Below are 13,741 nucleotides of genomic sequence, written 5' to 3' on the forward strand. Positions count from 1 at the left end.
CGAGTAATTGCCCCAATCTCAGTAAATAGATCTTCTACCGCAGTAACTAATGAGTAGCAAAACGATGAGTCTGAACCTGGTAAGTGAACAATTGCTAGCGGCGAATGGCCTGAAACATCAGGATCTGTTCGCTATTCTGGGCCAACTGGCCGAACGCCGTCTTGATTACGGCGATCTCTATTTTCAGTCGAGCTATCACGAATCCTGGGTTTTAGAAGACCGCATCATTAAAGATGGTTCTTACAACATCGATCAGGGCGTTGGTGTACGTGCGATCAGCGGTGAAAAAACCGGATTTGCTTACGCGGATCAGATAAGCCTGCTGGCGCTTGAACAAAGTGCTCACGCGGCACGTACCATTGTGCGGGAAAACGGGGACGGCAAAGTGAAAACGCTGGCTGCCGTGGAGCATCAGGCACTTTATACCTCCGCTGATCCGCTGCAGAGCATGAGCCGTGAAGAGAAGCTGGACATTCTACGCCGTGTGGACAAAGTGGCGCGTGAAGCCGACAAACGTGTGCAGGAAGTGACTGCCAGCCTGACCGGCGTTTATGAGCTTATTCTGGTTGCTGCGACCGACGGTACGCTGGCGGCAGATGTTCGCCCGCTGGTGCGCCTGTCTGTCAGCGTACAGGTTGAAGAGGACGGTAAACGCGAGCGCGGCGCCAGCGGCGGCGGCGGTCGTTTTGGCTATGAGTTCTTCTTAGGCTCGCTGGACGGCGAAGTGCGCGCGGATGCGTGGGCAAAAGAAGCGGTACGTATGGCACTGGTGAATCTCTCAGCGGTTGCCGCGCCGGCGGGAACGCTGCCGGTGGTATTGGGCGCAGGCTGGCCGGGCGTGTTGCTGCACGAAGCGGTAGGGCACGGACTGGAAGGCGATTTCAACCGTCGTGGTACATCAGTTTTCAGCGGCCATATGGGTGAGCTGGTGGCTTCTGAGCTTTGTACCGTGGTTGACGACGGCACGATGGTTGACCGCCGTGGCTCTGTCGCCATCGATGACGAAGGGACGCCGGGACAGTACAACGTATTGATCGAAAACGGCATCCTGAAAGGGTACATGCAGGATAAACTGAATGCGCGTTTGATGGGCGTTGCGCCTACAGGGAATGGGCGTCGTGAGTCTTATGCGCACCTGCCGATGCCGCGTATGACCAACACCTACATGTTGCCAGGAAAATCCACGCCGCAGGAAATTATCGAATCGGTTGAATACGGGATCTACGCACCTAATTTTGGCGGCGGCCAGGTGGACATCACTTCCGGTAAGTTTGTGTTCTCGACCTCAGAAGCCTATCTGATCGAAAACGGAAAAGTGACGAAGCCGGTTAAAGGCGCCACGCTGATTGGTTCAGGTATCGAAGCCATGCAGCAAATTTCGATGGTCGGCAATGACCTGAAACTGGATAACGGTGTTGGCGTCTGTGGTAAGGAAGGGCAAAGTCTGCCGGTAGGCGTTGGTCAGCCGACGCTGAAGGTGGATAATCTGACGGTGGGTGGTACTGCCTGATTGTCAGAGGCCGGATGGCGGCTGATGCCTTATCCGGCCTACGAAATTTGTTCCTGCTCCAGGCCCGATAAGCGTAGCGCCATCGGGCCTGTTATTACTTTTCCTTCCCTCTGCCGTACATCCCCTGAAACAGCTTCGCCACGTCGACAAAGTAGTCTGTCAGATAGTTGATCACTACCTGCACTTTTAAGGGCAGTTTGTCTTTTTCGGTGTACAGCGCGTAGACCGGACGAGGATCTGACTGATAACGGGGCAGCAAGATCTCAAGCTCTCCCCGATTGATCTCATTGATCACCCACATCAGCGGGACGTAGGCGATCCCGGCACCAACCGTCAGCCAGCGGCTGAGCGTCATAGGATCGTTGGTCACGAATCTTCCCTGGGGGATTAGCCGGGTGGAGATCCCTTCCGGGGCGATCAGCTCAAATTCGTTATCCGGTCGCACGCTGTATTCCAGCCAGGAGTGGTTGCTGAGATCGGCGGGCTTTTCCGGTACGCCAAATTGTGCGAGATAGCTTTTTGCGGCGCAGACCACCATCGGCATTGCTCCCAGACGGCGAGAAAACAGGCTCGAGTCCTGCAACGCGCCGACCCGAATCACGACGTCCAGACCGTCGGCAATCAGGTCAGGAGCTGGAATACCTGTTACCAGATTCACCGTGAGCCCAGGGTATTCCTTCAGCATCCTGGCGGTCAGTCCGGCAAGGACATTTTGCGCCATGGTTGAAGAACAGCCGATGCGCAACGTACCGATAGGGGTGTTGTTAAACGCATAGAGCTGCTCATGCACATCCTGGACTTCATGCAACATTCGGCGGCAGCCCTGGTAGTAAATTTTACCGGCTTCGGTAAGGCCAATGCTGCGTGTACTGCGGTTCAGCAGCTTCACCTGCAGTTCATCTTCCAGTTTTGCCACGGTCTGGCTAATGGAGGAGACGCTCATTTGTAGCTGTCTGGCAGCGGCGGTAAAGGAGCCAAATTCGACCACTTTGGCAAACACCGACATCCGTTTTAATCGTTCCATTATTCACTCTGGCTTAAAAGTGATTTAGATCACATATTATAGATAACAGCATAACAGTTACGCTAATATATTATTATTCAAATAACAGCAGTGTCGCTCTCGCCTGGCTTTCCTTGCCCTTCTCTGCGGCGACATTGGCTAATAACTCTATCGCCTGCACTCTCTCTACAATCAAGGTCAACATGAGTCTGTTTCCCGTTATCGTGGTGTTTGGGCTGTCCTTCCCACCGATATTTTTCGAACTTCTTTTATCACTGGCGATTTTCTGGCTGGTGCGCCGGGTGCTGGTACCGACAGGTATCTATGATTTTGTATGGCATCCGGCGCTGTTTAATACCGCGCTCTATTGCTGCCTGTTTTATCTGATATCGCGCATGTTTGTTTGAGGCTGAAGTGAAAACACTAACAAGAAAAATCTCCCGCACGGCCATTACGCTGATACTGGTCATTCTGGCGTTCATCGCCATTTTTCGTGCCTGGGTCTATTACACCGAGTCACCGTGGACGCGTGATGCGCGTTTCAGCGCGGATGTTGTGGCTATCGCGCCAGATGTGGCAGGGCTTATCACCCATGTGAATGTTCGCGATAACCAACTGGTGAAAAAGGATCAGGTGCTGTTTACCATCGATCAGCCACGTTATAAAAAGGCGCTTGAAGAGGCCGAAGCCGATGTGGCGTATTACCAGGTGTTGTCGCAGGAAAAACGCCAGGAGGCCGGTCGACGTAATCGTCTTGGCGTTCAGGCGATGTCTCGTGAAGAGATCGATCAGGCCAACAACGTTCTGCAAACCGTATTGCATCAGCTCGCGAGAGCGCAGGCCACTCGTGACCTGGCGAAATTAGATCTCGAACGGACCGTTATTCGCGCACCGGCAGACGGTTGGATAACCAACCTGAACGTCTATACCGGTGAGTTTATTACCCGTGGTTCCACGGCAGTTGCTCTGGTGAAACAGAACTCTTTTTATGTCCTGGCGTATATGGAAGAAACCAAGCTGGAGGGCGTTCATCCGGGCTATCGTGCGGAAATTACGCCGCTGGGCAGTAATCGGGTGTTAAAAGGAAGTGTGGACAGCGTGGCGGCGGGGGTCACAAATGCCAGCAGTACCCGCGATGCGAAGGGCATGGCGACCATTGATTCCAACCTCGAATGGGTGCGACTGGCGCAGCGTGTTCCGGTGCGGATCCGTCTTGATGACCAGCAGAACAATCTCTGGCCAGCAGGTACAACGGCGACTGTCGTGATCACCGGCCAGCAGGATCGTGATGAAAGTCAGGATTCCTTCTTTCGCAAATTAGCGCATCGTCTGCGCGAGTTTGGTTAATCATGATGGGGATGTTCACCATCGCCAGCCAACACGTTCGCTTTGCGATAAAGCTGGCGTGCGCGATTGTGCTGGCTCTGTTTGTTGGCTTTCACTTTCAGCTTGAAACGCCGCGCTGGGCAGTACTGACTGCGGCACTTGTTGCGGCGGGGCCGGCATTTGCTGCCGGAGGCGAACCGTATTCCGGCGCCATCCGCTATCGCGGTATGTTGCGCATCATCGGAACCTTTATCGGTTGTATCGCCGCGCTGGCGATCATCATCACCATGATTCGCGCACCGCTGCTGATGATTCTGGTGTGCTGTATTTGGGCGGGATTTTGCACCTGGATCTCCTCTCTGGTGCGTCTTGAAAACTCCTACGCGTGGGGGCTTTCGGGGTATACCGCACTCATTATCGTCATCACTATTCAAACGGAACCGCTATTGACGCCGCAGTTCGCCCTTGAGCGCTGTAGCGAGATTGTGATTGGCATCGTCTGTGCCATCGTCGCGGATCTGATTTTCTCTCCACGATCGGTGAAGCAAGAGGTTGATCTTGAACTGGATAATCTGCTCATCGCGCAGTATCAACTGATGCAACTGTGCATTAAGCACGGTGACAGTGAGGAAGTGGACCGGGCCTGGAGCGCGCTTGTACGGCGTACTGCGGCACTGGATGGCATGCGCAGCAATCTGAACATGGAGTCCTCGCGCTGGGGGCGTGCTAACCGACGTCTGAAGGCGCTCAATACGCTCTCTCTGACGCTGATCACGCAATCCTGCGAAACCTATATGATTCAAAATACGCGTCCGGAATTGATCACCGATACGTTTCGTGAGTTGTTTGAAACCCCCGTTGAAACTGCGCAGGATGTTCACCGGCAGCTCAAGCGCATGCGTCGCGTGATCGCCTGGACGGGTGAGCGGGAAACGCCGGTGACCCTGTACACCTGGGTCGGGGCAGCCACGCGGTATCTGTTATTGAAACGCGGTGTGGTGGGTAATACGAAAATCAGTGCGACCGAAGAAGAGATTTTACAGGGCGAGCCCGTGGTGAAGGTGGAGTCTGCCGAGCGTCACCATGCGATGGTCAACTTCTGGCGCACCACCTTGTCATGCGTGCTGGGGACGTTGTTCTGGCTGTGGACAGGATGGACGTCTGGTAGCGGAGCGATGGTGATGATTGCGGTAGTGACCTCACTGGCGATGCGATTGCCGAATCCGCGAATGGTCGCGATCGACTTTATCTACGGGACGCTGGCGGCGCTGCCGTTGGGGTTACTCTATTTTCTGGTGATCATCCCTAACACCCAACAAAGTATGTTGCTGCTCTGTCTGAGTCTGGCGGTACTGGGATTCTTTCTGGGAATCGAAGTCCAGAAACGCCGCCTGGGTTCGATGGGGGCACTGGCGAGCACCATTAACATCATTGTGCTCGACAACCCCATGACCTTCCATTTCAGCCAGTTTCTGGACAGCGCATTGGGGCAGATTGTCGGCTGTATGCTGGCGTTTATCGTGATCTTACTGGTGCGGGATAACTCTCGTGACAGGACCGGTCGCGTGTTGCTCAATCAGTTTGTTTCGGCGGCCGTCTCGGCGATGACCACCAATGTTGTTCGCCGTAAGCAAAACCATCTTCCGGCACTCTATCAGCAGCTGTTTTTGCTGATGAACAAATTCCCTGGGGATTTACCCAAGTTCCGTCTGGCGCTGACGATGATCATTGCGCATCAACGTCTTCGTGACGCGCCGGTTCCGGTGAATGACGATCTCTCTATTTTCCACCGTCAGCTTCGCCGTACCGCCGATCGCGTGATTTCCGCCAGTAGCGACGACAAGCGTCGGCGATACTTCGGACAACTTCTTGAGGAACTCGATATCTATCAGGAAAAACTGCGCATCTGGGAAGCGCCACCGCAGGTCACGGAACCGGTAAAACGACTCTCTGGCATGTTGCATAAGTATCAGCATGCCCTGACGGATAACTAAACACGGAAAAGCCGACGCCAAAAGCGTCGGTTTTTTTATGGCTATACTTAACCGATGTGCAGGAATAGTCGTGGCGGGTAGTTTGGTGGGTTGCGAAAGCGCTTACCGGAGGTGGTGGCGGGTAATGAATATCTATACCTTTGATTTTGATGAGATAGAAAACCAGAGTGATTTTTACCGTGAGTTTGCGCGGATGTTTGGTATTGCCAGAGAACAGATCAGCGATCTGGATTCTCTGTGGGAGATAGTGATCGGCGAAGTGTTGCCGTTACCGCTGGAAATAGAGTTTGTTCATCTACCTGAAAAACAGCGCCGACGTTATGGAGCGTTGATTTTGCTGTTCGATGAAGCAGAAGAAGAGCTGGAAGGGCAGTTACGTTTTAACGTTCGGCTCTAAGCGTCAGGCATAAAAAAGCCCCCGACAGGAGGGGGCGAAATCGTCGGGCTAGACGACAAGGGTTTATTTGTAGAGTTCTGCCGTGGCGTGCCACTGTGAACCTTCTTTCAGTTCAACCACACGATAGCTGCTGGCGCCAGCTTTCTCCGCTTTAGCGGCGAGTTCCTGACGCATATCCATCGGGGAGCTACCAATCTGAGAAACAGAGATACTGCCCATGGATTGCAGATTTTGTGCTTCTTGCGCATTGACCTGGTGTACGGCGGCGTTTGCGCCGAAAGAGAGAACAGAAGCCAGGCCGAGTGAAGCGATAAGATATTTAGTGTTCATAGTTTACATTCCTCAATACGGTTAACTCAGCGGTTTGAAGGGCGTTCTTATGCGATATTCCCGCGAGTTATTGTTTGCATTAGCGATGACAGGCGAGCCTTATTTGTACAGTTCAGCAGTGGCGTGCCAGTGGCTACCGCTACGTGCTTCGGTGATCTGATACGCGGAGGCGCCTTGTTGTTCCGCTTTTTTATTCAGCATTTCATGCATGTCCATCGGTGAAGAGCCGATCGCGCTGACGGAAACGGAACCGATAGCTTCGCGGTTTTGCGCCTGCTGGGCATTGATAGAATCTGCGGCGAATGCACCGAATGAGAGAACAGAGAGAATACTTAACGTTGCAACCGCTGTTTTGATTTTCATGATATTTACCTCGTCGAATTCTTTTATTGGGGTCCTTTGTTTCGTGACCCTCATCACAAAATAAAGTATACACTAGTAACGCCATCAATTAATACCCTGCTAATTGTTAAGTGGGTAATTAAGTATTAAAAAAATCAGTTTTTATAATGTCATGGAATTAAAAATGTTTCTGATGACGAGGTTTTTGATTTAAATTTAATAAATTCATATAGATATGGATTTTAACGAAATGTGCGATTCCGGGCTTTATCATTGACTGCGTGAATGTGTCTCAGCGATTAAACGCACTATTCGTTAAATCAAAAGCAGTGAAAGTGCGCGTAAAGCAGAGAGAAAGACAGGATTTTCCCCGCCGTGTGTGGCGGCGGGGAGAGGGGTTACAGCTCTTGTTCGAACAGTTCGAGAATCGCTTCGTACAGATCTTTCACCGAGAAGCCATTGGCTGGGGTTGTGAAAATGGTGTCATCGCCCGCAATTGTCCCGAGGATACCTTCCGCTTTGCCCAGTGAGTCCAGCAGGCGTGCGATCAGTTGCGCTGCGCCAGGGCTGGTATGGATCACGACAACGGCATCATTGAAATCGATATCTAATACCAGGTTCTTTAACGGGCTGGATGTCGTGGGGACACCCAACTCTGCCGGGAGGCAGTACACCATCTCCATTTTTGCGTTGCGGGTTCGCACGGCGCCGAACTTGGTCAGCATGCGTGAGACTTTGGACTGATTGATGTTATCAAAGCCCTGATCCTGCAACGCGAGGACGATTTCACCCTGTGAGCTGAATTTTTCTTCTTTAAGCAGCGCTTTAAACGCCTTTACTAATTCTTCTTGTTTTGCCGAGCTTCGCATAAGTCACCCGTAATATGGCGGTAGAAACAACATTATTGTGCATACAGATGAATTTTTATGCAAACAGTCTGCCTTGTTCGAGGCTGAAATAATGTTATGAAAGAGCGGAATTTTATCAAATTTCGTTATCAAGAAACATGCCTGTGTCACGGCTCGCAAATAAGGTTAAAAGTAAATTAAATGTTATCAAATTGATGTTGTTTTGAAGGGGGAGTAGGGTATATTGTCCGCACTTGTGGAAAAGTTGCTCTACTGCTGCAGTGGCTTTGGATTACGTAAATTAAATGCATAAAAGCCAAATTCGCGTGACTCCGCATTATTGGCACGTGAGTATTGTAATCGTTAATTTTGTGAATTAAGGTCGCCGCCGCGGAGCAATAAACACTTAGCTTATCAATATAATAAGGAGTTTAGGATGAAAGTTGCAGTCCTCGGCGCAGCTGGCGGTATCGGTCAGGCGCTAGCATTACTGTTAAAAAATCAACTGCCTTCAGGTTCAGAACTCTCCCTGTACGACATCGCTCCAGTGACCCCAGGTGTGGCCACTGACCTGAGCCATATCCCAACTGCTGTGAAGATCAAAGGTTTCTGTGGCGAAGACGCAACCCCAGCACTGGAAGGCGCTGATGTGGTTCTGATCTCTGCTGGCGTAGCGCGCAAACCGGGTATGGATCGTTCCGACCTGTTTAACGTTAACGCCGGTATCGTGAAAAACCTGGTCCAGCAGATTGCGAAAACTTGTCCGAAAGCGTGCGTGGGTATTATCACCAACCCGGTGAACACCACTGTCGCTATCGCTGCAGAAGTCCTGAAGAAAGCCGGTGTTTACGACAAGAACAAACTGTTTGGCGTGACCACGCTGGACATCATCCGCTCCAACACCTTTGTTGCGGAACTGAAAGGCAAGCTGCCGACGGAAGTTGAAGTGCCGGTAATCGGCGGACACTCTGGTGTGACTATTCTGCCACTGCTGTCGCAAATCCCGGGCGTTAGCTTCACCGAAGAAGAAGTCGCTGCCCTGACCAAACGTATCCAGAACGCGGGTACTGAAGTGGTTGAAGCAAAAGCCGGTGGCGGATCTGCAACCCTGTCTATGGGTCAGGCTGCAGCACGCTTTGGCCTGTCTCTGGTTCGCGCGATGCAGGGCGAAAAAGGGGTTGTGGAATGTGCCTACGTTGAAGGCGACGGCCAGTATGCGCGTTTCTTCTCACAGCCGCTGCTGCTGGGCAAAAACGGTGTGGAAGAGCGTAAGTCTATCGGCAAACTGAGTGCCTTTGAGCAAAATGCGATGGAAGGCATGCTGGATACGCTGAAGAAAGATATCACTCTGGGCGAAGAGTTCGTTAATAAGTAAGCGAACCGCCATCAGTGAAAAAAAACCGGAGCATTGCGACTCCGGTTTTTTTGTGCCTGGATTTGGGAAATACTCAGTTGGTTGCCGGATATTCCTGAATGGTGACCTGCAGCGTCAGCTGCTTGTCATCCCGCATGACGATCACGGGGATCACCGAGCCTGGGCGAATTTCAGCCACCTGGTCCATGGTTTCCAGCGCGGAAACGGCAGGTTTATTGTTCACTGAAATGATCAAATCATTGACCTGAATGCCAGCCTGAGCCGCCGGGCCATCCGGTGAGACTTCGTTGACGACAATTCCCTGAATCTGATCTATCCCACCGCTCTGGGCATGCATTGGCGCGATTTCGCGGCCGCCAATACCGATGTAGCCACGGATCACGCGACCATCACGGATAAGCTTATCCATAATTTTTGTCGCCAGCTGGAACGGAATGGCGAAGCCAATGCCTTCCGGCGTTTCGCCGTCGTTACTTTTATCAAAGGATAAGGTGTTAATGCCCATCAACTCACCCAACGAGTTGATCAGCGCGCCACCGGAGTTACCGTGGTTGATGGAGGCGTCCGTTTGCAGAAAATTTTGGCGCCCGGAAGGGTTCAGGCCAATACGACCGGTAGCGCTGATGATCCCCTGAGTGATGGTTTGTCCGAGGTTATACGGGTTGCCGATAGCCAGAACGACGTCGCCGATATGCGGCGTACGGCGCGAGTTTATCGGAATCGTCGGGAGCCCACCGGCGGCACTGATTTTTAACACGGCCAAATCGGTCAGCGTATCGGACCCCACCAGCAGCGCCTCAAACACGCGTCCATCCTGTAGGGCGACGATTATCTGATCGGCGTCGTTAATGACATGCTTGTTCGTGATGATATAACCGCGCTGATCCATGATCACACCGGAGCCCAGCGTGCGGATCTCAAGCTGGTTATGCGCCGTGCTGTTCATACTGCGGTTATAGACGTTAACGACGGCTGGCGCTGCACGGCGAACCGCCGAGTTGTAACTGGCGGGCGTCTCATCGGTACTGTCGAATTGCGGAGCCGTAAGGGTATTTATTTTGCGCAGCGACGGCATAGCAGCCAACAAAATGGCGCCGACAATTAAACCAATCGCGACTGAACGTAAGAGCTTCACAAACATGATGGAGGCGTCATTAAAAAAGGGAACGGCAGCAGCATACCATGAGTTTACCGGACATCACACGCGAGGCTGATGTCCGGTTCACGACGGACTTAACGTAAGAGCAAATAAATGCTCTCATTACCGCGAACGATTTGCAGGGCAATGATTGACGGTTTTGCCTCCAGCACCTTGCGCATCTCGGCAATAGAGTTCACACGATCGCGGTTTACACTGACAATGACGTCATCTTTATGTAAACCCGCCTGAGCGGCAGGGCTGCTTTTTTCAACATTATCAATCTTGATGCCTTTGCTGCCGTCTTTCAATTGACCATCGCTCAACGTAGCGCCTTGCAGCGCAGGGGCGATCATCTCAGCACTGGCGGATGATGATGTGTTGGAGTCCAGGGTAACGTCGACCTCCAGTGGTTTACCGTCACGCAACAGACCCAGTTTCACGGTGGTGCCTGGCTCCGTTGTTGCAATACGCGAGCGTAACTCTGCAAAACTGTTGAGTGGCTTCCCGTTAAGACTGGTGATGACATCTCCGGACTTCACCCCCGCCTTTGCGGAACCCGAGTTTGGCAGCACTTCGCTGACAAATGCGCCGCGCTGTACGTCAAGTTTGAACGCTTTGGCGATATCGGCAGTCATTTCCGTGCCTTTAATGCCCAGCAGGCCCCGCTTGATTTCCCCGAACTGGATCAACTGCTGCGCCAGCGTGCGCGCCATGTTGCTCGGGATAGCAAACCCAATCCCGATACTGCCGCCGCCAGGGGCGAGGATAGCGGTGTTAATACCGATCAGCTCGCCGTTCAGGTTGAGCAGAGCGCCGCCGGAGTTACCGCGGTTGATGGATGCGTCAGTCTGAATAAAGTTTTCCAGCCCTTCCAGATTCAGCCCGCTACGCCCCAGTGCTGACACAATACCGGATGTCGCCGTTTGCCCCAGCCCAAACGGATTACCTACGGCGACGGCAAAGTCCCCTACGCGCAACTTGTCGGAGTCGGCGATGGCAATTTGCGTCAGATTACTGGCTTTCTGAATTTGCAGCAGAGCGATATCACTTTGATCGTCACTGCCGATCAGTTTGGCATCGAACTCGCGCCCGTCATTTAACTGGACGCTGATCTTCTGCGCCTGACTGATAACGTGATTATTGGTCAGGACATATCCTTTCGCGGCATCAATGATGACCCCAGAGCCTAAACCTTCGAAAGGCTGTGACGGCTGGTCAGGCAACTCATCGCCAAAAAATTTTTTGAACTCTTCCGGGACTTTTTGCCCCTGGGCTGCCGTTCCTTCGACTCTTACGCTAACCACAGCAGGCAGTACTTTTTCCAGCATTGGGGCGAGGCTTGGCAGCGCTGCCTGGCCAGGAATTTGTGCCGGTATTGACGCGAGGGCCTGAAACGGCACTGAGAGCGTTAAACCGATACTTAACGCTAATGCACTCAACAACTGGGTTTGTTTTTTCATGGATCCTGCTCTCGTACCTTGAGTGAAAGGAAAGGCGATTCAAAACAGTTTGATGTTATTGAATTTTCGACCTGGCAACAATGAGACTGCTGACTAAATAATAGCTGGGACAGGAGAGAAGAGAGGGCGCAATGACTGCGCCCAATAAAATTATTTACGTTACATGGTTAACCGCGTTTGGCACCTGCACGCAGCAGGCCTGACGCCCCTTCGGAATAGTCACGTGGCATCTGAACCGGTGCCTGATCGTTACCGGCTTCAGACTCCGCCAGGCGATTACGGAACGGGTTAGTTTCCGCAGTCAGTTCCGGCAGCAGGCTGCTGGAGCTTTTTGCCATGTGTTGATACAGCTGGCGATAATCATGCGCCATGGTATCCAGCAGCTCAGCGCTGCGGGCAAAGTGGCTGACCAACTCTTCACGATACTCTTCCAGCTCAGCTTTGTTCTTTTCCAGTTCGTACTGCAATGCCTGCTGTTGACGTAATTTACGATTACCAAAACGCACGGCTACGGCACCAATGATGATACCGACGACTAACCCAATTAGCGCATATTCCCAGGTCATGAACATCTCCCGTTGTCTTTTGTTTCCGTAGGGTGTTGGCTTTAGGCTCCATGCCTGCGCCTGATTATGCCACTATAACCGCTAATCCCGTAGAAGTGGAATCCCGACTTTATATCGCGTAGTGTAGAACGGCCTTTTTTTCGTCAACCGTGAACGACGGCACACCGATTCTCAAGGAATAACAATAACATCATGCAAAGCTTTTCCCCGACATCGCGTTACCTCCATGCCCTCGACGAGGGAAGCCATCAACCCGACGACGTGCAAAAAGAAGCGGTTAACCGGCTGGAAACTATTTACCAGGAACTGACGAGCAGCGAGTCCCCTGAGCCACAGGCCAGCGGACTGATGGCCCGTTTTGGCAAATTGTTGGGAAAACGTGAGCCAGCAGCACGTTTACCGGTGCGCGGTCTGTATATGTGGGGCGGGGTAGGGCGCGGGAAAACCTGGCTGATGGATCTGTTTTATCACAGTCTGCCGGGCGAACGTAAACAGCGACTGCATTTCCATCGCTTTATGCTGCGTGTACATGAAGAACTGACCGCCCTCCAGGGGAAAAGCGATCCGCTGGAGATCGTTGCCGACCGTTTTAAAGCAGAGACGGATGTGCTCTGTTTTGATGAGTTTTTTGTCTCGGATATCACCGATGCGATGCTGCTCGGTGGATTAATGAAGGCGCTGTTTGCTCGCGGTATCACGCTGGTGGCAACATCCAACATTCCGCCGGATGACTTATACCGTAACGGTCTACAGCGCGCGCGTTTTCTCCCGGCCATCGACGCGATAAAACAGCACTGCGACATTATGAATGTGGACGCCGGGGTCGATTATCGCCTGCGTACGCTGACTCAGGCGCATTTGTGGCTCGCCCCGCTTAACGATGACACGCAACAGCAGATGGATTCGCTCTGGCTGGCGCTTGCGGGAACAAGGCGTGAGCACGCGCCGGTGCTGGAAGTTAACCATCGTCCGCTCGCCACCCAGGGAGTCGAAAACCAAACGCTGGCGGTCTCGTTCTCCACGCTGTGCGTGGATGCCCGCAGCCAGCATGACTACATTGCGTTGTCGCGTCTTTACCACACGGTGTTGTTGTTTGATGTCCCTGTGATGACGCCGTTGATGGAGAGTGAGGCACGCCGCTTTATTGCTCTGGTGGATGAGTTTTATGAACGCCACGTCAAACTGGTGGTTAGTGCCGCGGTGCCTTTATATGAAATTTATCAGGGCGAGCGCCTGAAGTTCGAATTCCAGCGCTGCCTCTCGCGTTTACAGGAGATGCAGAGCGAGGTGTACCTGAAGCGGGAACACCTCGCCGGTTAAACCTGTGGCAAATCACATAAAGGGGTCGATCTTTGACCCCGACTTCTCTATAATCTTGCGACCCCACGTTACAAGAGAGTTTTTTTCCCAAAACTTTCTCTGCGCCGGCATAGGCTATTCGAAGGGGTA

The 13,741-nt window shown here is 52.5% G+C and carries 14 protein-coding genes; 7 read left to right on the forward strand and 7 right to left on the reverse strand.

Annotation, left to right across the window (positions count from 1 at the left end; all coding sequences use genetic code 11):
• Positions 1-64 precede the first annotated feature (64 nt).
• The gene (gene tldD / locus P2W74_RS02180; RefSeq protein WP_276295113.1) at positions 65-1,510 is read left to right on the forward strand and encodes a metalloprotease TldD; all 1,446 of its coding nucleotides are present in this window, start codon (positions 65-67) and stop codon (positions 1,508-1,510) included.
• A gap of 94 nt (positions 1,511-1,604) precedes the next feature.
• On the opposite strand, the gene aaeR is transcribed toward tldD, so the two are convergent.
• Complete coding sequence (gene aaeR, locus P2W74_RS02185; RefSeq protein ID WP_276293717.1) at positions 1,605-2,534, reverse strand: HTH-type transcriptional activator AaeR; 930 nt, start codon at positions 2,532-2,534, stop codon at positions 1,605-1,607.
• A gap of 182 nt (positions 2,535-2,716) precedes the next feature.
• Between aaeR and aaeX the strand changes: the two genes are divergently transcribed.
• The 4 genes from aaeX to P2W74_RS02205 all read left to right on the forward strand — a co-directional run bounded on the left by aaeX (position 2,717) and on the right by P2W74_RS02205 (position 6,230).
• Positions 2,717-2,920, forward strand: coding sequence for a p-hydroxybenzoic acid efflux pump operon protein AaeX (gene aaeX / locus P2W74_RS02190; RefSeq protein WP_162379314.1), 204 nt, complete (start codon positions 2,717-2,719; stop codon positions 2,918-2,920).
• A 7-nt stretch (positions 2,921-2,927) separates the two neighbouring features.
• Positions 2,928-3,860 carry a p-hydroxybenzoic acid efflux pump subunit AaeA gene (gene aaeA, locus P2W74_RS02195; RefSeq protein WP_276293718.1) on the forward strand — a complete coding sequence of 311 codons (933 nt, stop codon included), beginning with the start codon at positions 2,928-2,930 and terminating at the stop codon, positions 3,858-3,860.
• 5 nt (positions 3,861-3,865) lie between these two features.
• On the forward strand, positions 3,866-5,833 hold the full coding sequence (gene aaeB, locus P2W74_RS02200) for a p-hydroxybenzoic acid efflux pump subunit AaeB (protein WP_276295114.1): 1,968 nt from the start codon (positions 3,866-3,868) through the stop codon (positions 5,831-5,833).
• A 124-nt stretch (positions 5,834-5,957) separates the two neighbouring features.
• Positions 5,958-6,230 carry a barstar family protein gene (locus P2W74_RS02205; RefSeq protein WP_203359808.1) on the forward strand — a complete coding sequence of 91 codons (273 nt, stop codon included), beginning with the start codon at positions 5,958-5,960 and terminating at the stop codon, positions 6,228-6,230.
• Positions 6,231-6,293: 63 nt separating this feature from the next.
• On the opposite strand, the gene yhcN-B is transcribed toward P2W74_RS02205, so the two are convergent.
• The 3 genes from yhcN-B to argR form a co-directional block, all read right to left on the reverse strand.
• Positions 6,294-6,560 carry a DUF1471 family stress response protein YhcN-B gene (gene yhcN-B / locus P2W74_RS02210; protein WP_162379317.1) on the reverse strand — a complete coding sequence of 89 codons (267 nt, stop codon included), beginning with the start codon at positions 6,558-6,560 and terminating at the stop codon, positions 6,294-6,296.
• Between the two features lie 99 nt (positions 6,561-6,659).
• Positions 6,660-6,923, reverse strand: coding sequence for a peroxide/acid stress response protein YhcN (gene yhcN, locus P2W74_RS02215; protein ID WP_276293719.1), 264 nt, complete (start codon positions 6,921-6,923; stop codon positions 6,660-6,662).
• A gap of 377 nt (positions 6,924-7,300) precedes the next feature.
• A complete protein-coding gene (argR, locus tag P2W74_RS02220; RefSeq protein ID WP_162379319.1) occupies positions 7,301-7,771 on the reverse strand; it encodes a transcriptional regulator ArgR in 471 nt (156 codons plus the stop codon).
• 415 nt (positions 7,772-8,186) lie between these two features.
• On the opposite strand from argR, the gene mdh reads away from it, so the two are divergent.
• Positions 8,187-9,125, forward strand: a complete 939-nt coding sequence (gene mdh / locus P2W74_RS02225) for a malate dehydrogenase (RefSeq protein WP_276293720.1) — start codon at positions 8,187-8,189, stop codon at positions 9,123-9,125.
• A gap of 73 nt (positions 9,126-9,198) precedes the next feature.
• Here the strand turns inward: mdh and degS are convergent, their stop codons facing one another.
• The 3 genes from degS to zapG form a co-directional block, all read right to left on the reverse strand.
• Positions 9,199-10,266, reverse strand: a complete 1,068-nt coding sequence (gene degS / locus P2W74_RS02230) for an outer membrane-stress sensor serine endopeptidase DegS (protein ID WP_276293721.1) — start codon at positions 10,264-10,266, stop codon at positions 9,199-9,201.
• A gap of 92 nt (positions 10,267-10,358) precedes the next feature.
• The gene (gene degQ, locus P2W74_RS02235; protein WP_276293722.1) at positions 10,359-11,726 is read right to left on the reverse strand and encodes a serine endoprotease DegQ; all 1,368 of its coding nucleotides are present in this window, start codon (positions 11,724-11,726) and stop codon (positions 10,359-10,361) included.
• Between the two features lie 167 nt (positions 11,727-11,893).
• Positions 11,894-12,292, reverse strand: coding sequence for a Z-ring associated protein ZapG (zapG, locus tag P2W74_RS02240; RefSeq protein WP_203359810.1), 399 nt, complete (start codon positions 12,290-12,292; stop codon positions 11,894-11,896).
• A 192-nt stretch (positions 12,293-12,484) separates the two neighbouring features.
• Between zapG and zapE the strand changes: the two genes are divergently transcribed.
• Positions 12,485-13,612, forward strand: coding sequence for a cell division protein ZapE (gene zapE, locus P2W74_RS02245; protein WP_276293723.1), 1,128 nt, complete (start codon positions 12,485-12,487; stop codon positions 13,610-13,612).
• Positions 13,613-13,741: the final 129 nt, after the last annotated feature.

Origin of the sequence: Citrobacter enshiensis, assembly GCF_029338175.1 — a bacterium.
GTDB lineage: Bacteria > Pseudomonadota > Gammaproteobacteria > Enterobacterales > Enterobacteriaceae > Citrobacter_D > Citrobacter_D enshiensis.

Bases quoted from the DNA above. Each gene is read 5' to 3' on its own strand.
- tldD (WP_276295113.1), top strand. From the start codon at position 65: ATGAGTCTGAACCTGGTAAGTGAACAATTGCTAGCGGCGAATGGCCTG.
- aaeR (WP_276293717.1), bottom strand. From the start codon at position 2,534: ATGGAACGATTAAAACGGATGTCGGTGTTTGCCAAAGTGGTCGAATTT.
- aaeX (WP_162379314.1), top strand. From the start codon at position 2,717: ATGAGTCTGTTTCCCGTTATCGTGGTGTTTGGGCTGTCCTTCCCACCG.
- aaeB (WP_276295114.1), top strand. From the start codon at position 3,866: ATGGGGATGTTCACCATCGCCAGCCAACACGTTCGCTTTGCGATAAAG.
- P2W74_RS02205 (WP_203359808.1), top strand. From the start codon at position 5,958: ATGAATATCTATACCTTTGATTTTGATGAGATAGAAAACCAGAGTGAT.
- yhcN-B (WP_162379317.1), bottom strand. From the start codon at position 6,560: ATGAACACTAAATATCTTATCGCTTCACTCGGCCTGGCTTCTGTTCTC.
- yhcN (WP_276293719.1), bottom strand. From the start codon at position 6,923: ATGAAAATCAAAACAGCGGTTGCAACGTTAAGTATTCTCTCTGTTCTC.
- argR (WP_162379319.1), bottom strand. From the start codon at position 7,771: ATGCGAAGCTCGGCAAAACAAGAAGAATTAGTAAAGGCGTTTAAAGCG.
- mdh (WP_276293720.1), top strand. From the start codon at position 8,187: ATGAAAGTTGCAGTCCTCGGCGCAGCTGGCGGTATCGGTCAGGCGCTA.
- degS (WP_276293721.1), bottom strand. From the start codon at position 10,266: ATGTTTGTGAAGCTCTTACGTTCAGTCGCGATTGGTTTAATTGTCGGC.
- degQ (WP_276293722.1), bottom strand. From the start codon at position 11,726: ATGAAAAAACAAACCCAGTTGTTGAGTGCATTAGCGTTAAGTATCGGT.
- zapG (WP_203359810.1), bottom strand. From the start codon at position 12,292: ATGACCTGGGAATATGCGCTAATTGGGTTAGTCGTCGGTATCATCATT.
- zapE (WP_276293723.1), top strand. From the start codon at position 12,485: ATGCAAAGCTTTTCCCCGACATCGCGTTACCTCCATGCCCTCGACGAG.